Below are 22,704 nucleotides of genomic sequence, written 5' to 3' on the forward strand. Positions count from 1 at the left end.
GCGCCGAAATCGGGGCGTCGCCCTCTCCCCGCCGACGGGAGTGGACCGCGTTCTTACGCGGTTGCCGACCGGACCTCCTCAGGCGCCTCGCGTGCTCACCCGATGGCGGGCGCCGCGCTGCGTGTGCGGGTGTTGGCTGCAGTGACCACCGCGGCCAGGCTCGCTGCGAGCACTGATCCCGCCCTGCCCGCTGCCCATCCGTTGGCTCCGTCGTGGCGATACTCGATGACAGTGAGCGCGTCGCTGCTGTTGCCCTGGCCGATGCTGACCTGGTGCAGTTCGAGCACCTGGATTCGGATGCCGACCGCGGCCAGTGCGGCCGCCAGCGCCTCGACCGGCCCGACGTCGTCGTGGCTGCTCGCGTGCTCCTGGCCCTGCGCGCGGAGCACGATTCGCGTCCTGCTGCGCCCCGCCGATTCGGATGTCTCGTAACGGACGAGTTCGACGACGGCTGTGTCACCGTCGTTCGCCGAGAGGTAACTCCGCTGGAAGATGCTCCAGATTTCCTCGGCGGTGACCTCGGCTCCCGAGTCGTCGGTGTGCTGCTGCACCCGGCCCGCGAGGTCGATCTGCAAACGGCGGGGCAGCTCGACGCCGTACTCGGTTTCGAGCAGGTACGCGATGCCTCCCTTCCCGGATTGGGAGTTCACCCGGATCACGGCGTCGTAGTTTCGGCCGATATCCGCGGGGTCGATCGGCAGGTAAGGCACCTGCCAGGCGATATCGCTTTCTGCTCTGCCCTCGGTCACCGCGCGTGCGCGGTGCTCGGCGAGTCCCTTCTTGATGGCATCCTGATGGGTGCCACTGAACGCGGTGTGCACCAGGTCGCCGACGTAGGGGTGCCGGGGATGAATCTCGATCCGGTTTGCGTGCTCCACCGTGCGCCGCACCTCGTCGACGTCCGAGAAGTCGATCATCGGATCGATGCCCTGGGCATGCAGGTTGAGCGCGAGGGTGGCGATGTCCACGTTCCCGGTGCGTTCGCCGTTGCCGAAGATGCATCCCTCGACCCGCTGGGCGCCGGCGAGCAGGGCGAGTTCGGCGCAGGCGATGCCGGTGCCGCGATCGTTGTGCGGGTGCACGGAGAGGATCACGGAGTCGCGGCGGGCGAGGTGCTTGTGCATGTACTCGATCTGGTCGGCGTACACGTTGGGCGTGGCGACCTCGACGGTGGCGGGCAGGTTGATGATCACCGGGCGCTCGGGGGTGGCGTTCCACAGTTCGGTGATGGCATTGCAGACATCGAGGGCGTAGTCGGGCTCGGTGAGGTTGAAGACCTCCGGGGAGAACTCGAACCGTACGTTCGGCAGATGACCGGCGAGGTCGAGCACGTCGCGGCCCCCGGCGAGGATGAGTTCGCGCAGTTCGTCGCGGTCGCGCCCGAGCACGGTCGTGCGCCACGTCGGTGCGGTCGCGGTGTACATGTGGATCACAACCGGGTTGGTGATGCCCTGGATGGAGGCGACGGTGCGCTCGACGAGGTCTCTGCGGGCCGGGGTGAACACGACGATCGTCACGTCGTCGGGCGCGATGTCGGTATCGGCGATCAGCCGCACGAAGTCGTAGTCGGTCTGCGAGGCAGAGGGGTAGCCAACCTCGATCTCCTTGTAGCCCATCGCGACCATGAGCGTGAAGAACTGACGTTTGCGCGCTGGGTCCATCGGCTCAGCCAGGGCCTGATTGCCGTCACGCAGGTCCACCGGAACCCACAGTGGCGCCGCGGTGAGTCTCCGGGTTGGCCAGTCGCGCTCGGTGAGCGGCACCTCGACGCGGGAGTAGACGTCGCGATAGCGATGTGAAGGCATGTGCGAATGCCGTTGCCGGTTCCACAGGGGAGCGTCTGCCGGGATCGGACCTGCAGGCGTCGAGATGGTCGGGAAGGTGCTGCTGGTCATGTTCTTGTTTGCTCTCTCGATCAGTGGATGATCGACCGGCGCGCTTGGGCTCCACGTCGGGGAGCCGGTCTGGCTAAGCCCCGCCGTGGCAGCGAAGGAGGAGGAACTCGACTGAGCGCACGGGTAGACTCTATCACAACTCCTCAGACAAGCTGAGCAGAATAGGTGACGGGTATGGCGCAGGTGACACGGATGCCCCTGGCAGACCAGGCCGCAGAGCTCCTGCTCGAACGCATCAGAGCGGGCGAGTGGGGTCTCGGCGAGAAACTGCCGGGCGAGACGACCCTCGCCCCGCAACTCGGTGTCGGGCGCTCAACCGTGCGCGAGGCGATCCGGCAGCTCGCCGGGCGTGGCGTGCTGGTCTCACGTCAGGGCGCTGGCGTCTTCGTCGCGGCGCTCGACGCCCCCGAGGGCTGGGACACCGTCCTGCGCAAGGCCGACATCGTGGCGGTGATCGAGGCACGCATCGCCATCGAAACCGAGGCCGCCGGCCTCGCCGCCACCCGTCGCACCCCCGCTGACCTCCGCGCGATCCGCCGCGCGCTCGCGCAGCGGGCCGAACAACGCTCCGACATCGAGAACCACGTCGATGCCGACACCGCATTCCACCGCGCCATCGTCGTCGCGGCGCACAACCCGGTCCTGATCGAACTGTTCGACAGCTTCACCCCGCGACTACGCCAGTCCATGATCGAAATGCTTCGCATCCGGAGTGACTTCGGAAGCGACGCCGATCACGAGGCGCATATCGCGCTGGCCGACGCTATCGCCGACCGCGATGGCCCGGCGGCTGGTCAGCGCAGTCGTGCCCACCTGCTGTCCATGAAGGAAGCCCTTGCCTGACCGCCGCTGAGCCGGTGCCGGGACGGCTACGTCGTTCGCGCGTCACGGCGGATTCTCACCGATATCAACGTCCCGATCCGCGTCGAGCATCGTCAACACCGATCACGGCGAGCGTCCCGCTCGGGAGGAGCTGCGGACTGCGATCGGGCGGTGAGGGCGGCGAGGGCGCAGCCGAGGAGGCAGCGCGCGATATGTCGTGCGACAGGGGACCTGCTGACCGAGATGATGTTGCTGCGGACGGTGGTGAGGTTCGGCATTGTGAGCTCCGTGAGACTGCCGGGGTCCGGCGGACCATGAGGCGGCCCGCCGGACCCCGTGGGGTGAGTGGCTCAGCCCGCGCTGGTGGATTCGGCCGGGATCGACTCGGCGACCCGTGGCCGGGTGTGGAATGTGATCAGCGCCAGGAGCGCGCCGACCAGGGCGATGATGCCTGCGGTGATGAAGGCGGCCGAGAATCCGTCGGTCAACGCTGAGGGGTTGCCGAGCTGGCTTGCCCCGTAGCTGGCGGCTACGGCGGTAACCACGGCCAGGCCGAGGGCGGAGCCGACCTGGTAGCTGGTGTTCACGATCCCGGAGGCCAGCCCACCTGCCTCGGGTGGGGCCGCGGAGATGGCGGTCTGCAGCGAGGGGATGAAGGCCAGCACCTGTCCGAAGGCGACGAGCAGCGACGGCCCGAACGCATCGACCCAGTAGTTCCCGTCGGGCCGGATGAAGGACATCCAGCCCAAGCCCACCGCGAGCGCCAGTAGGCCCAGGACGATGGGCATCTTCGGCCCGACGGCGGCGATGATCCGTGGGGCCAGCGCGATCATGCCGATCATGATGAGGACCGTCATCGGCAGCAGCGCGGCGCCCGCCGGGAAGGCGGTGAAGCCCAGCACCTGCTGCAGGTAGAGGTTCAGGAAGAACCACATCGGAATCCACGCCGCACCCAGCAGCAACTGGGCCACGTTGGCCGAGGCCAGGTTGGGGCTGCGGAAGATCGACAGCTGCATCAGCGGCTCCTTCTTCACCTTCTGAGAGACGAAGAAGAAGATCAGCAGCGCCACACCGATGCCGATCGCGATCCATGTCTCGCCCGAGGCCCAGCCGGCGACCTCGGCGCGGACGATGCCGAACACGACGGCGGCTAGACCGAGGGTGACGGTGAGCGCGCCGAACGCGTCCACCGAGCCGCGCGCGCCCATCGTGCCCCCCGGCATCAGCGGACCGGTGGCGATCAGCGCGATGATGGCGATCGGCACGTTGATGAAGAACACCCACTGCCAGGAGATGAACTCGGTGATCACGCCACCGAGGAACACGCCGGCGGTACCACCGGCGGGAGCGGCGGCGCCGTAGAACGCCATCGCCTTGGTGAGCTCCTTCGGGTTCGACCCGAACAGCATCATCAGCAGGGTCAGCGCGGCCGGGGCGATGAGTGCCGAGCCGACGCCTTGCAGGACGCGGCCGGTCAGTTCGACGCCGACGTTGCCGGCGAACCCGGCCACCAGTGAACCGATGCCGAGGATGACCCATCCGGTGGCGAACATGCGCCGCGGGCCGAACAGGTCGGACAGCCGGCCGCCGAGAAGCAGCATGCCGCCCAGGGCGATGACGTAGGCGTTGAACACCCAGGAGAGGTTGGCCTGGGTGAAGCCGAGGTCGACCTGCAGATGCGGGAGGGCGACGCCGATGATGGAGGCGTCCATGATCACCATGAACTGGGCCAGGGCGATCAGAGCGAGCCCCCACCACCTCACGCTGTTTGTCGGTGATGCGTGTGCCGTGGACATTTTTTACTCCGAACTAGTAGGGGGTATACGAGGTCGAGGGAGGGTCCGGGTCTTCCGGGCCGGTGGGGTCAGGTCAGTTCTGGTCGTCTTCCGGCGAGGCAGGCTTCTGGTCGTCGGTGGTGAAGCCGACCTTGTTGTGAGTGCCGTCGCAGAAGGGCTTGTTGCTGGAGTGGCCGCAGCGGCACAGGGACGCCGTGCGACGGCCGTCAAGGTCATAGGTGGTGCCGTCGTGGTCGACGACCCGGAACGCGCCCTTGATCCGGAGTGGGCCGTTGTTCACCGTCTTGATCACGGTCGGCATGGTGTCCTCCTGCGAGATGGCTGTCCGATGCGCTGACATCGCGTCCTCCTTCACTTGCTCGCGGTCGCGGGGCGTCGACCGCATCCCGCATTGATACCGTGGGCGGGTATAGTATCCATACATACTCCACAGGGGTATAGTGTTTTGAAGTACGGGTTTGGCGCAGCTGGGCCGAGCAGGAGGTCAGGAAGGTCTCCGACGCCATCGCCCACCCCGTTCGCACCTGACCCCGTACCGGAACCCGAGACCAGCCGACGAAGGAGAACCACCATGAGCACCGCGAACTACACCGTCGTCGGGATGACCTGCAGCCACTGCGTGCTGTCGGTGACCGAGGAGGTCAGCGAGGTTCCCGGCGTCACCGATGTCGATGTTGATCTCGCCTCCGGCCGGCTCACCGTGACCAGCGACGAGCCCGTCTCCGACGAGCGCATCCGTGAAGCGGTCGCCGACGCCGGCTACAGCCTCGCCGACGGGCGCTGACCGATCAGGGCGCATCCACGACTCACACCACTCAGGCGGACACGAGATGACGAACGAACACGACCACGGACCCGGTGGCGACGAGCAGGCCGGTCATCAAGGCCACGGCGGGCCCGGCGGGCTGCTGGTCTCCGAACACGGCTACACGTTGACCCTCGACTCGACCATCTTCGACGCCGGCACCCGGACGGTGACCTTCCAGATCACCGGCCCCGATGGGCAGCCGGTGACCGAGTTCGATCCCACGCACGACAAGGAGCTCCACCTCATCGCGGTGAACCGCGACACCACGGGTTTCCAGCATGTGCATCCCGTGATGGACGAGTCCGGAACCTGGAGCACCGAACTCGACCTGGCCCCCGGCAGCTGGCGGCTCGTCGCCGACTTCCACCCCACGGGCCAGGCCAGGACCACGACGCTCGGGATCGACGCCGCCGTCGGCGGCCCCTACGACCCGCGGCCCCTCCCGGAACCGAACCGGACCGCGCAGGCCGGCGACTACACCGTCACCCTCGACGGCGACCTGGTGCCGGGCGAGGCCCGCGCGCTCACCCTCACCGTCAGGCGGGACGGCGAGCCGGTCATCGACCTGCAGCCCTATCTGGCCGCCTACGGCCACCTCGTGGCCCTGCGCGTCGGCGACCTCGGCTACCTGCACGTTCACCCCGAGGGTGAGCCGGGCGACGGCACCACCACACCGGGTCCGGACATCACCTTCATCGTCACCACCCCGTCGGCGGGCCCGTACCGCCTGTTCCTCGACTTCCAGCACGAGGACGTCGTGCGCACCGTCGAGTTCACGCAGCACGCCACAGGCTCCGCGCCCGATGGCGGCGGCGAGGACTCCGGCGGCCACGGCGACCACGACTGACGATCGCCGCCGGCGAAGCGTTCCACCAGAAAGGACAAGCGATGAGTGCGCTCAGTGACGTGACCCCAGCCCCGGGCGCTGGTAACCAGGTCGAGCTCACGATCGGCGGGATGACCTGCGCTTCGTGCGCGAGCCGCATCGAGCGCCGGCTGAACAAGCTCGACGGTGTGACCGCGATCGTCAACTACGCGACCGAGAAGGCCAAGGTCACCTACGACGAGAACGTCCGGCAGGAAGACCTGATCGAAGCGGTCGAGCAGGCCGGTTACACCGCGAAGGCCTCGCGACCGGCGGCCTCCCGGTCGGATTCTGCCGGCTCGGACACGTCGGACCACACGGACGAGGACGCGCCCGTTCGTGCGCTGCGCAACCGGGTGATCGTCTCCGCGGTACTGAGCGTGCCGGTGATCGCGATGGCGATGATCCCCGCCCTGCAGTTCACCTACTGGCAGTGGCTCTCGCTGACCCTCGCCGCACCCGTCATCGTGTGGGCGGGGCTGCCGTTCCACAGGGCCGCGTGGGCGAACCTCAAACACGCCACCGCCACGATGGACACGCTCATCTCGATGGGTACCGGCGCGGCGCTGCTGTGGTCGCTGTATGCGTTGTTCTTCGGCACCGCCGGAGAGCCGGGGATGACCCACCCGTTCGAGCTCACCATCGCCCGCGGAGACGGCGCGGCCAACATCTACCTGGAGGTCGGCGCGGGGGTCGTCACGTTCATCCTGCTCGGCCGCTACTTCGAGGCCCGCTCCAAGCGCCGCGCGGGAGCCGCGCTGCGTGCCCTGTTGGAGCTCGGCGCCAAGGAGGTCTCCGTCCTGCGCGATGGGCGTGAGGAGCGCATCGGCATCGACCAGCTCGTCGTGGGCGACCGGTTCATCGTCCGGCCAGGCGAGAAGATCGCCACCGACGGACGCATCGTGGAGGGCTCGTCCGCCGTGGACGCCTCGATGATCACCGGCGAGTCGGTGCCCGTCGAAATCGGCCCTGGCGACGCCGTGGTCGGCGCCACCGTGAATGTCGGTGGCAGGCTCGTTGTCGAGGCCACCCGTGTCGGATCGGACACGCAGCTCGCGCAGATGGCGAAGCTGGTCGAGGACGCGCAGAACGGGAAGGCGGCAGCACAGCGACTGGCCGACCGTATCGCCGGCATCTTCGTACCCATCGTGATCCTGCTGGCCTTCGCCACCTTCGGGTTCTGGGCCGGCACCGGCGGGCCCCTCGCCTCCGCGTTCACCGCCGCCGTCGCCGTGCTCATCATCGCCTGCCCGTGTGCGCTCGGTTTGGCCACGCCGATGGCGCTGATGATCGGCACCGGGCGCGGCGCCCAGCTCGGCATCCTCATCAAGGGCCCCGAGGTGCTGGAGACCACCCGCCGGGTGGACACCGTGGTGCTGGACAAGACCGGAACCGTCACCACCGGGCAGATGACCCTCATCGACGCGATCGTCGCCGACGGCGAGGACACCGACGAGCTGCTGCGCCTCGCCGGTGCTCTGGAGAACGCGTCGGAGCACCCGATCGCCCAGGCCATCGCCAGGGGCGCGACCGAGCGTGTCGGCGACCTGCCCACGGTGGAGGATTTCGCCAACCTCGAAGGACTCGGCGTCCAAGGCATCGTCGCCGACGGGGACTCCAGCCGGGCGGTGCTCGTCGGCCGGCCCAGGCTGCTCGCCGAATGGTCGCAGCACCTGCCTCCGAAGCTCGACGCGGCGATGACCGCCGCGGCGGAGAAGGGGCAGACCGCTGTCGCCGTCGGCTGGGACGGCAAGGCCCGCGGCGTCCTCGTCGTCGCCGATGCGATCAAGCCCACCTCCGCCGACGCCATCCGGCAGCTGCGCGAGCTGGGCCTGACCCCGGTGCTGCTCACCGGCGACAACGCCGCCGTCGCGGCGGCCGTCGCCGAACAGGTCGGGATCGACCCCGGCCCGGACACCGTGATCGCCGAGGTGATGCCTGCCGACAAGGTTGATGTCGTCAAGCGGCTCCAAGCCGAGGGCAAGTCCGTGGCGATGGTCGGCGACGGCGTGAACGACGCCGCCGCCCTGGCTCAGGCCGACCTCGGCCTGGCGATGGGCACCGGCACCGACGTGGCCATCGAGGCCTCCGACCTCACCCTGGTCCGCGGCGATCTGCGCGCTGCCGCCGACGCGATCCGGCTCTCCCGAAAGACCCTGGGCACGATCAAGACCAACCTGTTCTGGGCCTTCGCCTACAACGTCGCGGCCCTGCCGCTCGCGGCGGCGGGTCTGCTCAACCCCATGCTGGCCGGCGCGGCGATGGCGTTCTCCTCGGTGTTCGTCGTCTCCAACAGCCAGCGGCTGCGCCGCTTCCAGGCCGCCAACAGCACACCCGAGAAGGCGGCCACCCCCGAGACCCGTACGACGAGCGAGGTCTGACCATGATCCGGCAGGCCGCTCGCGCATCGGTGCCACCTGCCAATGTGCTTCCGTCGGCACGGTCGAGCAGCTACTACACCCGAGTAGACTATGGGCGGCGCGAATGCTGAACGAAGGACCCTCATGGACACCGCCGACCACGCCCTCGAGCGCGGCTACCTGCACCGCAAGGACGACTACCTCAAGCGGCTGCGCCGTATCGAAGGACAAGCCCGAGGGCTGCAACGGATGGTCGAGGACGAGAGGTACTGCATCGACATCCTCCAGCAGATATCCGCCGTCACCAAGGCCCTTCAGGCGGTCTCTCTCGGGTTGCTCGAAGAGCACCTGCAGCACTGCGTGCTGCGCGCCGCCGCCGCCGGAGGCCCCGAAGCGGACGAGAAGATCAAGGAAGCCTACGAAGCAGTCGCCCGCCTCGTCCGGTCCTGAGCGGCAGATCGCGTATCCCGCTCCGGCTCCGCACGGAGATCACCACAGCTTTCGGCTGTGGGCTCAGGGCACGCGCGTGCACCGCACGCCGCCGCGGGCAGCGCGGTCGACGGTGAGCCACGTGCCGGCGTCGTTGCGGGCTGCGTAGTTGTCGTGGCCGGGGGAGCCGGCGGGCCAGCAGCGCAGGAAGTCTTCGGACCAGCGGTCGTGGTCGTAGCGAACCGGGAGAGCGTCGACGCGGAGCCCGTCGAGGGCGGTGCCGTAGAGGCTGTCCGTGGGCGGGTGAGGGTCGGCCGAGAGCCGCGTCATGACCCCGATGCGCCGCCCGGTGAAGTTGGGCAGGCCGGCGCTTCCGTTGTTCGCCACCAGGTACCGGGCGCCGTCAGCGGTGTGATCCTGGGTGTAGGGCAGGCCGGTGTGGGTGCAGCACAGGGCGGTGATGTCGGCGCGGCGGCACCAGTCGACGACGGTTTCCGAGGTCGTGGCCGGGCCGGTGAAGCCGGTCTCGGTGCGGGCCTGCTCGTCGGGTGGGTCGAGGGCTTCGAGGGCGAGGCGCCAGCCGGCCAGGCTCTCCGGGTCGCCGTGGACGATCCCGACGCGGTATCCGCCGACGGTGACGGTGAGGTGGTGGGGCAGAGCGGCGAGCCGGGCTCGAACGGCGTCGGTGAGGCCGGCGCTGGCCCGGAGCTGGGCGAGCACGAGGTTGGAGTTGGCCACGACCGGGTCGGCGACGTAGTCGGGATAGTCGCAGCCGCAGCCGAGGGTGTCGTCATCCGCGGTCAGGGCGTACTCGACGTTGCCCAGCGTGGCGTGGTGGGCATGGACGCCCTCCTCGATGGCGGTGAACAGTTCGGGGTCGGTGTCGAGGTAGTGGAAGTCGCCGTTGAACACGATCTCGGTCCGGGCGGTCTCGGCGGCGGCGCGGGTGCGGACGGCATCGAGGGCGTGGGTGTTGCCGTAGAGGCCGCCCACGACATAGAGCGTCGTGGTCTCGAAGACCGGGGGACCGGCGAGGTCCTCGGGCTGGTGGCGGTAGGCGAGGGGGCACGTGCGTCCAGGGCCGGCCACGGCTAGACCGCCGGCTCCGCCACGAGCGTGCGCAGCAGCTCGCGGACCCGAGAGTCGATCTCGTCGCGGATCGGGCGGACCTCGTCGACGCTGCGGTTGGCGGGGTCGGTGAGCTGCCAGTCGAGGTAGCGCTTGCCGGGGAACACGGGGCAGGTGTCACCGCAGCCCATGGTGATGACGACGTCGGCGGCCTGCAGGGCGTCGGTGGTGAGCTTCTTGGGGAATTCGTGGGAAAGGTCGATCCCGAGCTCGGCCATGACGACGCGGACCGCGGGGTTGATCTCGTCCGCGGGAGCCGAACCGGCGGAGCTGACCCGGACGCGGCCGGCGGCGTGGTGGTGCAGCAGCGCTGCGGCCATCTGGGAGCGGCCGGCGTTGTGCACGCAGACGAACAGGACCTCGGGAAGGTCGGGCAGGTCGGACACGGTCACTCCTCGGAAACGGTGGGGGACAGGCGCCGCGCCACGGCCGCGGACGTGGTGTCGAGTGCGGTGGCGCGAGTCGGGTGGAGCGCGACGACCAGGCCGACGGCACCGCGCGAGAGCCGCGCAGCCGCGATCCCGGAGCCGATGACGATGGTGCCGAGCGGCGCCGTCCCGACCGCTTCGGTGAGCAGCCGACGGGTCGGCGGAACCGACGTCACGACACGGCGTCCAGGTCGAGCAGCGCCGACACCTGGTGAATCCGGTCCGGCTGCACGCGGTAGTAGACCCACGTCCCGCGGCGCTCACCGGAGATCAGACCCGCCTCACGCAGCACCTTGAGGTGGTGGGAGATCGTCGGGCCGCTCAGGTCGAAGACCCCGGTCAGCTCGCACACGCATGCCTCCCCGCCCTGATGCGAGGCGATCATCGACAGCAGTCGCAGCCGGACCGGGTCGCCCATCGCCTTGAACACGCGGGCCAGCTCGGTGGCCCGCTCCGCACCGAGTGGTTCGGTGGTCAGCGGGGAGCAGCATGCTTCGGCGGTCGCGTCCGCAACCGGAAGCTCTTGCTTCGACATACATCTATGTTGACAGCCTTCGATGAAGGGTGCAACGCTTGTCTCGATGTTTCTCGAAACAAGGAGGGGTCATGTCTCGTGTCCAGCTCGCCCTGCGGGTCGCCGACCTCGAGGGGTCGATCGACTTCTACCGGTCGCTGTTCGGCGTGGAGCCGGCCAAGCGCCGGCCCGGCTACGCCAACTTCGCGATCGTCGAACCGCCGTTGAAGCTGGTGCTCATCGAGGGTCCGGCCGGTGAGCCCACCGCGATGGACCACCTCGGCATCGAGGTCGAGACGACCGACGAGGTCCACGCGGCCACCGAGCGGCTGTCCGGTCTTGGGCTGTTCACCCAGGTCGAGGATGACACGACGTGCTGCTACGCGCTGCAGGACAAGGTGTGGGTGCACGGGCCGGGCCGCGAGCCGTGGGAGGTCTACACGGTGAAGGCCGACGCGCCCGATGCCACGTCGATCCATCCGGTCGGGGTCTCGGCGCAGGCGTCGTGCGAGTGCGGGGTGCCGGCCGGTCTCAGCGAGGAGGGCGCCGTGGAGTGCTGCCGCTGAGCCGGGCCGCACATCGAGCGATGCCGCCTCGAATCATCTGGCCGTATCCGTCGTCCTCAGCTGACGACCTCTCGGGCTCGTGCCAGGTGCTGACGTGCCCGCTCCCGGTCGCCGAGCCGACGGTAGACATCGGCCAGGTTCAGGTGCAGTGACGGAGAGAAACCGGCGACGGCCAGCGAGTGGTGGTACCGCCGAGCCCGGTCGTCGCTGAGATCCTCTTGCCGGGGGTCGGTCGAGCGGAGTCACCCGCGGACGATGCGGAACCCCACGTCGTCGATGCGGAGGGTCGGGTGGCTGCGCCGGCGCACGGAGGCCCGGCAGCGCCAGTGCTCGGCGAACCAGCCGCCGCCGCGCAGGACCCGGTAGGGGCCGTAGACCTCGGGGTCGTAGAGGTCCCAGCACCATTCAGACGTTGCCCAGCATGTCGTGCAGGCCCCAGGGGTTGGGCCGCTTGCCGCCTGCCCGCGGCTGCGGGGTTCGTCGGTCCGACAGGGTCACCCGGCCGGGCGGCACGGCGACCGTCTCGGGTGCTGCGCTCGTCCCCATGGTTGGGCCGACCGTACCGACCGTGGTCGAGCGGCGCGCTGTGGGTGCTGTGGTCCGGTTTGCAGGCCACATGGACGCAGTCGCCGACGACGGCGACGTCCAGGTCGGCCTCCCCGGTACCGGACCACCACCTGCGCCCGGACCTGCCCGGCATGACTGTCGCCGGGAAACCGTTGGCCGATCCGGATATGGTGCGAATCCGGCGCTGATCGGGACGCGGATGCGCCGGTGGATCCCGCTGTCGGCCTACGGAGGGACATGGTCTGGGTTTTCCTGGCCGGCGCGATCGCGTCGGAGGTCTGCGCGACGATCAGCCTCCGGCTCTCCGAGGGTTTCACCAAGCTGGTTCCGTCGATCATCGTGGTCGTCGGCTACGTGCTGGCGTTCTTCCTGCTGGCTCAGGTGCTGAAGCTCGGCCTGGCCGTCGGCGTTGCCTACGCCATCTGGGCGGCGGCCGGGGTGACGCTCGTCGCCCTGATCGGCGCGACGTTCCTCGGGGAGCGGCTGACCTGGATGCAGGTCGGCGGCCTGGTGGCCGTGGTCGTCGGCGTCGTGCTGCTCGAGGCCGGTGGGGCGCGGTAGCGCCGTCCGCCGCCGTGCGCCGCTACGGAAGATCGCCCGTTGGGCAGCTGCGACCGCGAACGCCGCGGCGGAAGCCGCCCAACGGGCGATCATGCCGTTCAGGCCGGGACGAAGGTGATCACGGGTTCCACCCGCACCGGGGTCGTGAGGCTGTTGGCGATGAAGCACTCCCGGTGCGCGACCTCGACGAGATGACGGACCTGCTCCTCGGTCGGACCTTCGGCCAGGAAGATATGCGGCCGCAGGACGATCTCGGCGAGCCGGATCGGCCGGTCGGCCTCGGGCATCGAGGCCTCCGCCTCGTCGCGGTAGTCGCGCACGTCCAGCCGGGCGCGGGCGGCGACCGCGAGGAACGACAGCAGCTGGCACGACGACGCCGCGAGCACGACGAGCTGCTCGGGGTTGAGCAGCCCGGAGTCGCCGCCGAAGGCGGGGTCGGCACTCAGCCGCAGGTCGGCCTTCGCCGGTGGCGCCGCCCCGCTGTGCGCCCGGTCGTATTCCCGATACCCCGCGCCGGTCGACCCCGACCAGGTGGAGGTCGCGCGATAGCGGTGTACGAGCGAGCCGATGCCGGCCATGTCGTCGTCGCTCATGACCGCGACGCTATCGCCGAAGCGGCCAGTTCCCAGGGACGCCTCCCGGTAGCATCCTCCGGCGGTACCCTGTCGCTGTGACGGGAGACCGTCCGCTGTGGTGGGGCGTGGTGGTCTACGTCCTGATCACGGTGGCGCCGATAGTTCTGTTCCGGGCGGCCCTGGGCGTGCCGACGATCGTCGCCGGGTGGCGGCTCCGCCGCGCTTCCGCTCCGGCCGGGCCGCCACTGGAATCGCTCGTCACCGACCTGCGGAGGCTGCGTGGGGAACTGCGCAGCTCACGCCCGCGCACCCGGCTGCGCCGGATCGCCCTGCAGTCCGCCTACGACGATGTGCTCGTCGACGTGTGCCGAGCCGTGGGCGTCGATGCCGATCCGTTGGTCGCGACGGCGGAGGCCAGCAGCGAACGAGCATTCGCGCGGTTGCTCGCCGAGGCCGGGGTCGAGGCCGTCGGGATTGCGATCGACCCGCCAGGAAGCGGCCGTGCGGTCGCCTGACCCTGTGCCGCGGGGAGGCGCTGCCGGGTCGGCCGGGGAGAGTAAAGTTGGCTTTACCCTTGCGGGGAACCATCCGTGCCACCCCCGCGTTGAACTGCATGGACGCTCACCCGCGTTATCAGGAGGATCCAGGTGCGCACCAGTAGCAACCCGGCGTTCCGCAACCTGCCCGGCGGGCAGGGCGGGTACGCCACGTTCGGCCACCAGGGCAGCACCATGGGCGGTGCCACCGCCTATGCCGATGCGCACGCCGCGCAGGCCGGATACGGGCGGGCAGGCGCTGGCGAGCGCCCGCTGACCATCGACGATGTCGTCACCAAGACCGCGATCAGCGCCGGCATCGCCATCGTCGCCGGGGTGCTGACGGCACTCGCCGGGCCCGCTTTCGCCTGGGTCGCGTTGCCTGCGTTCATTGTCGGCTTCGTCGTCTCGCTGATCGTCATCTTCAAGCAGAGCAGCAACCCGGCGCTCGTGCTGACCTACTCCGCCGCCATGGGCGTCGCGCTCGGGGGCATCGCCGGGGTGATCAACAGTTACTTCCCCGGGATCGCCTTCCAGGCCCTGATCGGCACCGCCGGAGTGTTCGTCGGAATGCTCGTCGTGTACAAGACGGGCGCCGTCCGCGTCACGCCGCGGTTCACCAAGTGGCTGATGGGCGCGATGGTCGGCGTCGTCGTGCTGATGTTGGCCAACCTGATCGGCAACCTGTTCGGTGCTGACCTCGGGCTGCGCAGCGGCGGCACGCTCGCGATCATCTTCAGCCTGGTCGTCATCGGGGTGGCCGCGTTCAGTCTGCTGCTCGACTTCGACATGGCGGACCAGGCGATTCGTGGGGGCGCACCGGCCTCGTTCGCCTGGTACATCGCCTTCGGCCTGATGACGACGCTGGTCTGGCTGTACATCGAGATCCTGCGTCTGCTGTCCTATTTGCGACAGGACTAGTTGAGGCACGGCCGGGTGATCCCCCCTCCCTCGGCCGTCGGCGCCGCGGACGCCGCTCGCGAGAGCGAACGTCCGCGGCGTTCGTTGTTCCGGGGTCAGCTGAGCCGCTCGATGACCATGGCCATCCCCTGACCGCCACCGACGCACATCGTCTCCAGACCGATCTGCTTGTCGCGCGTGCGCAGGCCGTTGATCAGTGTCGTGCTGATCCGGGCACCGGTCATCCCGAACGGGTGGCCCACTGCGATCGCGCCGCCGTGGACGTTGAGCTTTCCGGGGTCGAACGGGTCGATGCCCAGCTCACGGGCCGAGGGAAGGACCTGCGCGGCGAACGCCTCGTTGATCTCGACGAGGTCGACGTCGTCGATGGTCATGCCCGCCCGGGCCAGCGCCTGCCGGGAGGCCTCGACCGGGCCGAGGCCCATGATCTCCGGCGAGAGCGCTGAGACACCGGTCGAGACGACCCGGGCCAGCGGCGTGATGCCCAGCTCGCGCGCCTTGGTGTCGGACATGACCACGAGTGCGGCGGCGCCGTCGTTGAGCGGGCAGCAGTTGCCCGCGGTGACCCGGCCGTCGGGCCGGAACACCGGCTTGAGCTGGCTGACCGCCTCATAGGTCACTCCGGCCCTGGGGCCGTCGTCGCGCGAGACGACGGTCCCGTCCGGGAGGGTGACGGGGGTGATCTCGCGGGCGAAGAACCCGTCGGCGATGGCCTTCTCGGCAAGGTTCTGCGAGCGGACGCCGAAGTGGTCCATGTCCTCGCGGGTGACCCCCATGCGGAGCGCGAGGTTCTCCGCGGTCTGGCCCATGGCGATGTAGATGTCGGGCAGCCGGCCGTCGGCCCGCGGATCCGCCCACCCCTCGGCCCCGCCGGCCGCGGCCTCGACGGTGCGCGCCTCGGCGTCGGCGAAGATCGGGTTGTGGGTGTCGGGCAGCGAGTCGGAGTTGCCCTTGGCGAATCGGGAGACGGTCTCCACACCGGCGGAGATGAACACATCACCCTCGCCGGCCCTGATCGCGTGCAACGCCATCCGGGTGGTCTGCAGCGACGACGAGCAGTACCGGGTGATGGTGGTGCCCGGCAGGGTGTCGTAGCCGAGCAGCACAGCGACCACGCGGCCCATGTTGAAACCCTGCTCGCCGCCGGGCAGCCCGCAGCCGAGCATGAGGTCGTCGATGTCGCCCGCGCTGAGCTGCGGGACCTGGTCGAGCGCCGCACGGACGATCTGTGCAGTCAGGTCGTCGGGCCGGATGGTGGTCATCGAGCCCTTGAACGCGCGGCCGATCGGGGATCGCGCCGCTGCGACGATCACTGCTTCGGGCATGGTCCTTCTCCTCCAAGACGCAACAGACCTCGTCAGCTCGACCTTACGGCCGGTGCGGGTCCCTTCGGCGCCGGCTTTCTGTCGGGGTGCTGGTCCACGATGAGCCGCATGGCCACCTGGAAGGACGTCAACGGGTCGGCGCCCGAGTTCGCGGACCGGGTCCGGAAGATCCTCGACGCGCACAAGCACAAGACGATCGCCACGCTGCGGGCCGACGGTTCGCCCCGGATCAGCGGGATCGAAGCCGAGTTCGCCGAGGGGGAACTCACCTTCGGGTCGATGCCCGGCGCCCGCAAGGGCGCCGACCTACGCCGCGACCCGCGGTTCGCCCTGCACAGCGCGTCGGTCGACCCGCCGCAGGACGACGCCGCACGTTGGCCGGGTGACGCCAAGATCTCCGGACGCGCGATACCCACCGGCGCGCTTGCCGGGCCGACCGCAGGCGACGGGTTCCGCGCCGACATCGAGGAGGTCGTCCTCACCGGGTTGAACGACGAGGGCGACCGGCTCGTGATCGAGACGTGGCGGCCCGGAACGGGCCTGCGCCGAGTCGAACGCGAATAGCGTGCCGCGCAGGTAGACCCCGCTAGGTGGTCGGCCCGGCGATCCACTGCCTCAGCTTGGTCAGCGCGCGGTGCTGCGCCACCCGGACCGCCCCGGGGCTCATCCCCACGATCTGCGCGGTCTCGTCCGCCGAGAACTGCAGGGCCAGGCGAAGCAGCAGGATCTCCCGGTGCACCTCGGGCAGCCGGTCGAGCAGCTGCGAGAGGTGCCGGACGCCGTCGCCGTCCACGGCCAGCGCCTCCGGGCCGGACCGATCATCGATGCGCTCGGGGAGGATGTCCGTCGGCGTGCACCGGTCGCGCCGCGCGGCACGGAATGCGTCAGCGACCTTGTTCGAGGCGATCGCGTAGGCGAACGCCATGAACGGGGTCGACCCGAGCCGGAACCGGGGCAGGGCCGAACAGAGTGCCAGACACACCTCCTGCGCGACGTCCTCCGGGCCTTGTAGCCCATCCTGATGACCGCTGAGGCGGGCCCGGCAGTAGCGCATCACCAGCGGATTCACGATCGCGAGCAGCCGGGCGAGTGCGTCCTGGTCGCCCATGCCGGCGGCGCGGGCCAGCCGGTTGATCTCGGGTTCGCAATCGGCGGCTTCCGGCGTCTGGGTCAAGGGCGACTCCGATGGCCTCGGATCCGTCGGGCACCAGCGGGCCCAGCCTGGCCGTCTGACCGGAGCGAACCCGGATTCGTCGCCCTCTCCGAGCGGCTGCACAGACAGTTCCCCCCTTCCGCGCGCTCGTCGGCGGGACGGACGATGTCCCGCCCATCGACTCCCTGCTGGATCAGCTGAGCGTGTCGTGGAGATGTGGAGCTGGTCGGAGAGGTGGCAGGTGAGCAACGTGGGTGCATGGTCGTCCGCCGCGACGACGTGGTCGCCCGGCCGGCATGCCCGCCGACCGGGGCGCCGCCTTGGACTGTCGAACTGTATCCCCTGCCCGGCCGGGTCCAGCAACCCCGGGACGCGAGAACGACCGCAAGTCGTACGGATTCGGATCGAATGTCCACCTGGTGGCGCTCTGCTGGTGACCCCAGCCGGGTGCAACGATTGCGCTATGCGCTACGCCGAGCACATCGCCGACCTGGTTGGCAACACCCCTCTCGTCCGGCTGGGATCGGTCGCCGCGGGCATCTCCGCGACGGTGCTGGCGAAGGTCGAGTACCTCAACCCGGGCGGCAGTGTGAAGGACCGCATCGCCGCCCGCATGATCGAGGCCGCGGAGGCGTCCGGCGCTCTGCGGCCCGGGGGCACGATCGTCGAGCCGACGTCGGGCAACACCGGTGTCGGCCTCGCGATGATCGCGCAGCGCAAGGGCTACCGCTGCGTGTTCGTGTGCCCGGACAAGGTCGGCGAGGACAAGCGCAACGTGCTCAAGGCCTACGGGGCCGAGGTCGTCGTATGCCCGACCGCGGTCGATCCCGATCATCCGGACTCCTACTACAAGACCTCCGACCGGCTCGTCACCGAGATCGAGGGGGCCTGGAAGCCGAACCAGTACGCCAACCCGGAGAACCCGGCGTCGCACTACGCCACGACCGGTCCCGAACTGTGGGAACAGACCGAAGGACGGATCACGCACTACGTGGCCGGGATCGGCACCGGCGGGACGATCAGCGGGGCCGGCCGGTACCTCAAGGATGTCTCCGGCGGGCGGGTCAAGGTGATCGGCGCCGATCCGGAGGGATCGGTGTACAGCGGCGGCATCGGACGGCCGTACCTGGTTGAGGGGGTGGGCGAGGACTTCTGGCCGAGCACCTACGACAAGAACGTCTGCGACGCGATCATCGCCGTCTCCGACGCCGACTCGTTCGAGATGACCCGGCGGCTGGCCCGCGAGGAGGCACTGTTGGTCGGCGGCTCGTGCGGGATGGCGGTGGTGGCCGCGTTGCGCGTCGCCGCGGCGATTCCCGCCGACCGGGCGGCCGACAGCGTCGTCGTGGTGCTGCTGCCCGATGGCGGCCGCGGGTACCTCGGGAAGGTCTTCAACGACAAGTGGATGGCCAGGTACGGCTTCCTACCGCCGGCCGAGGGCGCCACCGTCGGTGACGTGCTGCGGCGCAAGGACGGGTCGACCCCGGACCTGGTACACGTGCACCCGAACGAGACCGTCGCCGACGCGGTGCGGTACATGCGCGAGTTCCACGTCTCGCAGATGCCGGTGGTGCGGGCCGAGCCGCCGGTGATGGCCGCGGAGGTGGCGGGCGCGGTGATCGAGCGCGACCTGCTCGACGCGCTGTTCACCGGCCGTGCCCAGCTCAGCGACCGGTTGGAGAAGCACATGTCCCCAAAGCTCCCGACGCTGGGCGCGGGGGAGTCGCTCGGCAGTGCGATGACCGCGTTCGCCAAGGCCGACGCCGCGCTGGTGCTCATGGACGGCAAGCCGGCGGGCGTGGTGACCCGATCGGATGTGCTGGCGTTTCTCGGCTCTGCCTCATGAGCGTCGGGTCGTGCGGGGGTGTCACCCACGCTCAGCAGCGACGCGCGCTACCGAGCCCGGCCTCCCTCCTGTGCGAAGAACACGGCTAGCGTCGCGGTATGCGCGGTTTCTCGACCAGGGCCATCCATACCGGCCAGGACCCAGACCCGACCACCGGTGCGGTGATCGTCCCGATCCACGCCTCCTCGACGTTCGCCCAGGACGGCGTCGGGGGGATGCGGGGCGGCTACGAGTACTCCCGCAGTGCGAACCCGACCCGCACGGCGCTGCAGGAATGCCTTGCCTCGCTGGAGGGCGGGCGGCACGCCTTCGCGTTCGGCTCCGGGATGGGGGCCTCCGACACGCTGCTGCGGGTTCTGCTGCGCCCCGGTGACCACATGGTCATTCCGCACGACGCCTACGGCGGCACGTTCCGGCTCGTCGACAAGGTACTGACAGCGTGGGGCATCGAGTACACCCCGGTCGACCTCGCCGACATCGACGCGCTGCGCGCCGCGCTGCGGCCGAGCACCAGGGCGGTCTGGTGCGAGACGCCGACCAACCCGCTGTTGGGCATCGCCGACATCGCCGCGGTGGCCGACATCGCGCGTTCGGCGGGGGCCCGTCTCGTCGTCGACAACACCTTCGCCTCGCCCTATCTGCAGAACCCGCTCGCGCTCGGTGCCGACGTCGTGGTGCACTCCACGACGAAGTACGTCGGCGGGCACTCCGACGTCGTCGGCGGTGCGGTGGTGACCAGCGACGAGGCGATCGCGGAGCAGCTGCGGTTCACCCAGAACGCGGTCGGTTCGGTGCCCGGTCCGTTCGATGCGTGGCTGACGCTGCGCGGAGCGAAGACGCTCGCGGTGCGGATGGAGCGGCACAGCGACAACGCCGAGTCGGTCGCCGAAGCGTTGGCGGCTCATCCGGCCGTGGAGCGCGTGCTCTACCCGGGGCTGCCCGACCATCCCGGCCATGTTGTGGCCGCCAAGCAGATGCGCCGGTTCGGCGGGATGGTCTCGTTTCTGGTCGCGGGTGGCCGGGAAGCCGCCCTGCGGGTCTGTGCGGCCACCGAGGTCTTCACCCTGGCCGAGTCGCTGGGCGGCGTCGAGTCGCTCATCGAGTTCCCGGCCCAGATGACCCACGCGTCGGTCGCCGGGTCCGCGCTGGAGGTGCCGGACTCGCTGATCAGGCTGTCGGTCGGTATCGAGGACGCCGAGGACCTGCTGGCCGACCTGCGGCAGGCGCTGGACGCCGCGACGGGCTGAGCCCCGCCCGCAGCTCAGCTGCGCGCGGGCCAGCCGCTCGGGGGGCCGGCGTGGGGATCGGGAGCGACCGGCTGTTCCGGCAGCACGATGTCGTTCGGCGCGATGCACCCGCCGACCAGCTCGTAGCCGCCGTTGCGGAGCTCGTAGTGCCCCGGATCCGCGCAGCCGGCGCTGCGCACCGTCAGCACGGCGAGCACCGCGAGCACCCCCGCACACACCAGCGGCGCGATGGCCCGCGGCGATGTCATGCGACGACCTCCCCCGTATCGTCCCAGCGAGGCTACCGCTGCTGATGAGAGGATGCCGTCATGGCGGCTGAACCGGCCTGGGCCGCTGGTGTCCCTGTCGGCCCCGACGACATCCGGGCCGCGCAGCGGCTGCTCGCGGACGTCGTCCGCCGGACCCCGGTCGTCGCGTCCCGCGCGTTGAGCGAGCTCGCCGCCGACCCGGTGTGGTTGAAATGCGAGAACCTCCAGCGCACCGGCTCGTTCAAGATCCGCGGCGCCTATACCCGCATCGCCCGGCTCAGCGCCGCCGAGCGGGCACGCGGTGTCGTCGCGGCGAGTGCCGGAAATCACGCACAGGGGGTCGCGCTGGCCGCCCGGTTACTGAGCACCGAGGCCACCGTGTTCATGCCCGAACGTGCGGCGTTGCCGAAGGTCGAGGCCACCCGCGGCTACGGGGCCACCGTGCATCTGGTGGGGGACACCGTGGAACGCAGCATCGTCATGGCCACCCAGTTCGCCACATGTACCGGCGCGGTGCTGGTGCACCCGTTCGACCACCCGGACGTCATCGCGGGGCAGGGCACCCTCGGGTACGAGATCCTCGAGCAGGTCCCCGACGTGCGCACCGTGCTCGTCGCGATGGGTGGGGGCGGTCTGATCGGCGGGATCGCGGCGGCGGTCGCGGCGCAGCGGCCGGACGTCCGTGTCGTCGGGGTGCAGGCGGCCGGCGCCGCGGCCTGGCCCGCCTCGCTGCGGGCCGGTCGCCCCGTCGGGCTGGACCACACCCGCACCATCGCCGACGGCATTGCCGTCGGGTGCCCCGGCGAGGTCACCTATCCCCAGGTGGCGAAGCTCGTCGACGAGATCGTGACCGTTGACGAGGAAGCGCTGTCCCGGGCGCTGCTGCACTGCCTGGAGCGGGCGAAACTGGTGGTCGAGCCCGCCGGTGTGGCAGGGGTGGCGGCGTTGCTCGAGGAGCCTCGTCGGTTCGCCACCCCGGTGGTGGCGGTGCTGTCCGGGGGGAACGTCGACCCGCTGGTGCTGCTGCACGTCATCCAGCACGGGATGGCCGCGGCCGCGCGCTACCTGTCGCTACGGGTGCGGGTGGATGACCGTCCTGGCGCGCTCGCCGAGCTGCTCGCGCTGATCGGGGCGCACGGAGCCAATATCGTCGACATCGAGCACACCCGGATCTCCGGCGCGCTCTCGCTCGGGGATGTGGACGTGGCGGTCAGCATGGAGACGCGCGGACCGGACCACTGCCGCACCCTGATCAGGGCGTTGCGGGAGGCCGGTCACCCGGTGTCGGAAGTGACCGGCCTGCCCCGAACCTGATTGCGGTCGGTCAGCCGACGAAGGGCGCCACCGCGGTGAGCGTGACCTTCATCTGGCCGCCGCCGGGTAGCTGGTACTCGCGGGTCTCGCCGACGCGGGCGCCCAGCAGGGCCGCGCCGAGGGGGGAGTTGGGTGAGATGACCTGCAGGTCATCGTGGTTGCCCTCCTCGTGGGAGCCCAGCAGAACTCGTTCGGTGTCGTCGTCGTCGTAGCGGATCGTCAGCACTGTTCCGGGAGCTGCGACGTCGGAGTCGACCGGAGCGGTACCGACCTGGGCGGTGCGCAGCAGCTCTTGGAGCTGCCGGATCCGTGCCTCCTGCTGGCCCTGCTCCTCGCGCGCGGCGTGGTAGCCGCCGTTCTCCTTGAGGTCACCCTCCTCGCGGCGGGCGTTGATCTCGGCAGCAATGACGGGGCGGTTGGCGATCAGCTCGTCGAGCTCGTTCTTGAGCCGGTCGAAGGCCTCCTGGGTCAACCAGGTCACCTGCGTGTCCGTCACAGTCATCACTCCTCCAGCCGTCCGGGTTCGTGCCGATGAACCGGATCGTTCGCGGCGCGGCGCGCGGCGGACGGCATCGCCCCGAGTAAGGAAAAACACGACCCGCTCGGGGGCCGTGTGTTCCTCACCGTAACACGGTGCCTGCCGCTTACCGCTGTCTTTCGATGAACGGTCGTGCCGGAGGGAAAGTTCCCAGAAGCCGGAAGTAACCAGGTGGAATCGATTTAGACACCGGTTGGAGCAGTCGGTTGGGGGCGTCGACGGCCGGTGGGTTGGCGGGCCGGCTCCGCCGCGTGGCCGAATG

General features: G+C 69.8%; 25 protein-coding genes and 1 pseudogene. 13 read left to right on the plus strand and 13 right to left on the minus strand.

All coding sequences use genetic code 11. The features are described from left to right. Positions 1–95: 95 nt before the first annotated feature. Positions 96–1,805: a 2-isopropylmalate synthase gene (locus tag ACFQE5_RS06505; RefSeq protein ID WP_379583885.1), complete on the minus strand. Its 1,710-nt coding sequence runs from the start codon at positions 1,803–1,805 to the stop codon at positions 96–98. 282 nt (positions 1,806–2,087) lie between these two features. Between ACFQE5_RS06505 and ACFQE5_RS06510 the strand changes: the two genes are divergently transcribed. Next, entirely contained in the window at positions 2,088–2,738 is a 651-nt protein-coding gene (locus ACFQE5_RS06510) for a FadR/GntR family transcriptional regulator (RefSeq protein WP_379583887.1), read from the plus strand. Positions 2,739–3,067: 329 nt separating this feature from the next. Here the strand turns inward: ACFQE5_RS06510 and ACFQE5_RS06515 are convergent, their stop codons facing one another. After that, entirely contained in the window at positions 3,068–4,513 is a 1,446-nt protein-coding gene (locus ACFQE5_RS06515; protein ID WP_379583889.1) for an MFS transporter, read from the minus strand. Positions 4,514–4,586: 73 nt separating this feature from the next. Continuing rightward, positions 4,587–4,853 carry a CDGSH iron-sulfur domain-containing protein gene (locus tag ACFQE5_RS06520; protein ID WP_379583891.1) on the minus strand — a complete coding sequence of 89 codons (267 nt, stop codon included), beginning with the start codon at positions 4,851–4,853 and terminating at the stop codon, positions 4,587–4,589. A gap of 231 nt (positions 4,854–5,084) precedes the next feature. On the opposite strand from ACFQE5_RS06520, the gene ACFQE5_RS06525 reads away from it, so the two are divergent. The 4 genes from ACFQE5_RS06525 (at position 5,085) to ACFQE5_RS06540 (ending at position 8,996) form a co-directional block, all read left to right on the plus strand. Continuing rightward, positions 5,085–5,297 carry a heavy-metal-associated domain-containing protein gene (locus tag ACFQE5_RS06525; protein ID WP_379583893.1) on the plus strand — a complete coding sequence of 71 codons (213 nt, stop codon included), beginning with the start codon at positions 5,085–5,087 and terminating at the stop codon, positions 5,295–5,297. A gap of 46 nt (positions 5,298–5,343) precedes the next feature. Continuing rightward, the gene (locus tag ACFQE5_RS06530) at positions 5,344–6,168 is read left to right on the plus strand and encodes a hypothetical protein (RefSeq protein ID WP_379583895.1); all 825 of its coding nucleotides are present in this window, start codon (positions 5,344–5,346) and stop codon (positions 6,166–6,168) included. 41 nt (positions 6,169–6,209) lie between these two features. Continuing rightward, positions 6,210–8,567, plus strand: a complete 2,358-nt coding sequence (locus tag ACFQE5_RS06535; protein ID WP_379583897.1) for a heavy metal translocating P-type ATPase — start codon at positions 6,210–6,212, stop codon at positions 8,565–8,567. A 123-nt stretch (positions 8,568–8,690) separates the two neighbouring features. After that, on the plus strand, positions 8,691–8,996 hold the full coding sequence (locus ACFQE5_RS06540; RefSeq protein ID WP_379583899.1) for a metal-sensitive transcriptional regulator: 306 nt from the start codon (positions 8,691–8,693) through the stop codon (positions 8,994–8,996). A gap of 63 nt (positions 8,997–9,059) precedes the next feature. Here ACFQE5_RS06540 and ACFQE5_RS06545 read toward each other — a convergent pair whose 3' ends face one another. The 4 genes from ACFQE5_RS06545 to ACFQE5_RS06560 are packed head-to-tail and all read right to left on the minus strand — an operon-like array spanning position 9,060 to position 11,066. Further along, positions 9,060–10,064 carry a hypothetical protein gene (locus ACFQE5_RS06545; RefSeq protein WP_379583901.1) on the minus strand — a complete coding sequence of 335 codons (1,005 nt, stop codon included), beginning with the start codon at positions 10,062–10,064 and terminating at the stop codon, positions 9,060–9,062. A gap of 2 nt (positions 10,065–10,066) precedes the next feature. Beyond that, positions 10,067–10,480 carry an arsenate reductase ArsC gene (locus tag ACFQE5_RS06550; protein WP_379584069.1) on the minus strand — a complete coding sequence of 138 codons (414 nt, stop codon included), beginning with the start codon at positions 10,478–10,480 and terminating at the stop codon, positions 10,067–10,069. Between the two features lie 11 nt (positions 10,481–10,491). Continuing rightward, positions 10,492–10,707 carry a hypothetical protein gene (locus ACFQE5_RS06555; RefSeq protein ID WP_379583903.1) on the minus strand — a complete coding sequence of 72 codons (216 nt, stop codon included), beginning with the start codon at positions 10,705–10,707 and terminating at the stop codon, positions 10,492–10,494. Next, positions 10,704–11,066: an ArsR/SmtB family transcription factor gene (locus ACFQE5_RS06560; RefSeq protein WP_379583905.1), complete on the minus strand. Its 363-nt coding sequence runs from the start codon at positions 11,064–11,066 to the stop codon at positions 10,704–10,706. The genes ACFQE5_RS06555 and ACFQE5_RS06560 overlap by 4 nt, the downstream gene beginning before the upstream one ends. A 71-nt stretch (positions 11,067–11,137) precedes the next feature. On the opposite strand from ACFQE5_RS06560, the gene ACFQE5_RS06565 reads away from it, so the two are divergent. Beyond that, positions 11,138–11,611, plus strand: a complete 474-nt coding sequence (locus ACFQE5_RS06565) for an ArsI/CadI family heavy metal resistance metalloenzyme (protein WP_379583907.1) — start codon at positions 11,138–11,140, stop codon at positions 11,609–11,611. 242 nt (positions 11,612–11,853) lie between these two features. Here ACFQE5_RS06565 and ACFQE5_RS06570 read toward each other — a convergent pair. After that, a pseudogene (locus ACFQE5_RS06570) lies at positions 11,854–12,070 on the minus strand (formylglycine-generating enzyme family protein); the annotation flags it as partial. Positions 12,071–12,415: 345 nt separating this feature from the next. Between ACFQE5_RS06570 and ACFQE5_RS06575 the strand changes: the two are divergent. Further along, entirely contained in the window at positions 12,416–12,739 is a 324-nt protein-coding gene (locus tag ACFQE5_RS06575) for a DMT family transporter (protein ID WP_379583909.1), read from the plus strand. Positions 12,740–12,837: 98 nt separating this feature from the next. Here the strand turns inward: ACFQE5_RS06575 and ACFQE5_RS06580 are convergent, their stop codons facing one another. Beyond that, positions 12,838–13,332 (minus strand): OsmC family protein, encoded by a 495-nt coding sequence (locus tag ACFQE5_RS06580; protein WP_379583911.1) that lies wholly within the window; start codon positions 13,330–13,332, stop codon positions 12,838–12,840. Between the two features lie 77 nt (positions 13,333–13,409). Here ACFQE5_RS06580 and ACFQE5_RS06585 point away from each other — a divergent pair, with 77 nt between their 5' ends. Continuing rightward, positions 13,410–13,829, plus strand: coding sequence for a hypothetical protein (locus ACFQE5_RS06585; protein WP_379583913.1), 420 nt, complete (start codon positions 13,410–13,412; stop codon positions 13,827–13,829). A gap of 132 nt (positions 13,830–13,961) precedes the next feature. Then, positions 13,962–14,771 (plus strand): Bax inhibitor-1/YccA family protein, encoded by an 810-nt coding sequence (locus tag ACFQE5_RS06590; protein WP_379583915.1) that lies wholly within the window; start codon positions 13,962–13,964, stop codon positions 14,769–14,771. A 95-nt stretch (positions 14,772–14,866) separates the two neighbouring features. Here the strand turns inward: ACFQE5_RS06590 and ACFQE5_RS06595 are convergent, their stop codons facing one another. Then, the gene (locus tag ACFQE5_RS06595; protein WP_379583917.1) at positions 14,867–16,096 is read right to left on the minus strand and encodes an acetyl-CoA C-acetyltransferase; all 1,230 of its coding nucleotides are present in this window, start codon (positions 16,094–16,096) and stop codon (positions 14,867–14,869) included. 108 nt (positions 16,097–16,204) lie between these two features. Between ACFQE5_RS06595 and ACFQE5_RS06600 the strand changes: the two genes are divergently transcribed. Then, positions 16,205–16,660, plus strand: coding sequence for a pyridoxamine 5'-phosphate oxidase family protein (locus ACFQE5_RS06600; protein ID WP_379583919.1), 456 nt, complete (start codon positions 16,205–16,207; stop codon positions 16,658–16,660). A gap of 22 nt (positions 16,661–16,682) precedes the next feature. On the opposite strand, the gene shbA is transcribed toward ACFQE5_RS06600, so the two are convergent. Beyond that, a complete protein-coding gene (gene shbA / locus ACFQE5_RS06605) occupies positions 16,683–17,270 on the minus strand; it encodes an RNA polymerase sigma factor ShbA (RefSeq protein WP_379583921.1) in 588 nt (195 codons plus the stop codon). 442 nt (positions 17,271–17,712) lie between these two features. On the opposite strand from shbA, the gene ACFQE5_RS06610 reads away from it, so the two are divergent. Together ACFQE5_RS06610 and ACFQE5_RS06615 are read left to right on the plus strand one after the other, a co-directional pair. Continuing rightward, positions 17,713–19,095, plus strand: a complete 1,383-nt coding sequence (locus ACFQE5_RS06610; RefSeq protein WP_379583923.1) for a cystathionine beta-synthase — start codon at positions 17,713–17,715, stop codon at positions 19,093–19,095. A gap of 98 nt (positions 19,096–19,193) precedes the next feature. Beyond that, complete coding sequence (locus tag ACFQE5_RS06615) at positions 19,194–20,342, plus strand: cystathionine gamma-synthase (protein WP_379583924.1); 1,149 nt, start codon at positions 19,194–19,196, stop codon at positions 20,340–20,342. A gap of 14 nt (positions 20,343–20,356) precedes the next feature. Here the strand turns inward: ACFQE5_RS06615 and ACFQE5_RS06620 are convergent, their stop codons facing one another. Next, positions 20,357–20,590 carry a hypothetical protein gene (locus ACFQE5_RS06620; protein ID WP_379583925.1) on the minus strand — a complete coding sequence of 78 codons (234 nt, stop codon included), beginning with the start codon at positions 20,588–20,590 and terminating at the stop codon, positions 20,357–20,359. A gap of 60 nt (positions 20,591–20,650) precedes the next feature. Here ACFQE5_RS06620 and ilvA point away from each other — a divergent pair, with 60 nt between their 5' ends. After that, entirely contained in the window at positions 20,651–21,904 is a 1,254-nt protein-coding gene (gene ilvA / locus ACFQE5_RS06625) for a threonine ammonia-lyase (RefSeq protein ID WP_379583926.1), read from the plus strand. 10 nt (positions 21,905–21,914) lie between these two features. Here ilvA and greA read toward each other — a convergent pair whose 3' ends face one another. Beyond that, positions 21,915–22,400: a transcription elongation factor GreA gene (greA, locus tag ACFQE5_RS06630; RefSeq protein ID WP_379583927.1), complete on the minus strand. Its 486-nt coding sequence runs from the start codon at positions 22,398–22,400 to the stop codon at positions 21,915–21,917. Between the last annotated feature and the right edge of the window lie 304 nt (positions 22,401–22,704).

The sequence above is a fragment of the Pseudonocardia hispaniensis genome, from assembly GCF_042658695.1.
GTDB classification, from domain to species: domain Bacteria; phylum Actinomycetota; class Actinomycetes; order Mycobacteriales; family Pseudonocardiaceae; genus Pseudonocardia; species Pseudonocardia hispaniensis.

What these genes read in the sequence shown, in the direction of transcription:
- ACFQE5_RS06560 (WP_379583905.1), bottom strand. Translation starts at nt 11,066, where the DNA reads ATGTCGAAGCAAGAGCTTCCGGTTGCGGACGCGACCGCCGAAGCATGC.
- ACFQE5_RS06510 (WP_379583887.1), top strand. Translation starts at nt 2,088, where the DNA reads ATGCCCCTGGCAGACCAGGCCGCAGAGCTCCTGCTCGAACGCATCAGA.
- ACFQE5_RS06565 (WP_379583907.1), top strand. Translation starts at nt 11,138, where the DNA reads ATGTCTCGTGTCCAGCTCGCCCTGCGGGTCGCCGACCTCGAGGGGTCG.
- ACFQE5_RS06600 (WP_379583919.1), top strand. Translation starts at nt 16,205, where the DNA reads ATGGCCACCTGGAAGGACGTCAACGGGTCGGCGCCCGAGTTCGCGGAC.
- ACFQE5_RS06530 (WP_379583895.1), top strand. Translation starts at nt 5,344, where the DNA reads ATGACGAACGAACACGACCACGGACCCGGTGGCGACGAGCAGGCCGGT.
- ACFQE5_RS06540 (WP_379583899.1), top strand. Translation starts at nt 8,691, where the DNA reads ATGGACACCGCCGACCACGCCCTCGAGCGCGGCTACCTGCACCGCAAG.
- ACFQE5_RS06615 (WP_379583924.1), top strand. Translation starts at nt 19,194, where the DNA reads ATGCGCGGTTTCTCGACCAGGGCCATCCATACCGGCCAGGACCCAGAC.
- ACFQE5_RS06610 (WP_379583923.1), top strand. Translation starts at nt 17,713, where the DNA reads ATGCGCTACGCCGAGCACATCGCCGACCTGGTTGGCAACACCCCTCTC.
- ACFQE5_RS06525 (WP_379583893.1), top strand. Translation starts at nt 5,085, where the DNA reads ATGAGCACCGCGAACTACACCGTCGTCGGGATGACCTGCAGCCACTGC.
- ACFQE5_RS06620 (WP_379583925.1), bottom strand. Translation starts at nt 20,590, where the DNA reads ATGACATCGCCGCGGGCCATCGCGCCGCTGGTGTGTGCGGGGGTGCTC.
- ACFQE5_RS06595 (WP_379583917.1), bottom strand. Translation starts at nt 16,096, where the DNA reads ATGCCCGAAGCAGTGATCGTCGCAGCGGCGCGATCCCCGATCGGCCGC.
- ACFQE5_RS06515 (WP_379583889.1), bottom strand. Translation starts at nt 4,513, where the DNA reads ATGTCCACGGCACACGCATCACCGACAAACAGCGTGAGGTGGTGGGGG.
- ACFQE5_RS06575 (WP_379583909.1), top strand. Translation starts at nt 12,416, where the DNA reads ATGGTCTGGGTTTTCCTGGCCGGCGCGATCGCGTCGGAGGTCTGCGCG.
- ACFQE5_RS06580 (WP_379583911.1), bottom strand. Translation starts at nt 13,332, where the DNA reads ATGAGCGACGACGACATGGCCGGCATCGGCTCGCTCGTACACCGCTAT.
- ilvA (WP_379583926.1), top strand. Translation starts at nt 20,651, where the DNA reads ATGGCGGCTGAACCGGCCTGGGCCGCTGGTGTCCCTGTCGGCCCCGAC.
- ACFQE5_RS06505 (WP_379583885.1), bottom strand. Translation starts at nt 1,805, where the DNA reads ATGCCTTCACATCGCTATCGCGACGTCTACTCCCGCGTCGAGGTGCCG.
- ACFQE5_RS06535 (WP_379583897.1), top strand. Translation starts at nt 6,210, where the DNA reads ATGAGTGCGCTCAGTGACGTGACCCCAGCCCCGGGCGCTGGTAACCAG.
- ACFQE5_RS06520 (WP_379583891.1), bottom strand. Translation starts at nt 4,853, where the DNA reads ATGTCAGCGCATCGGACAGCCATCTCGCAGGAGGACACCATGCCGACC.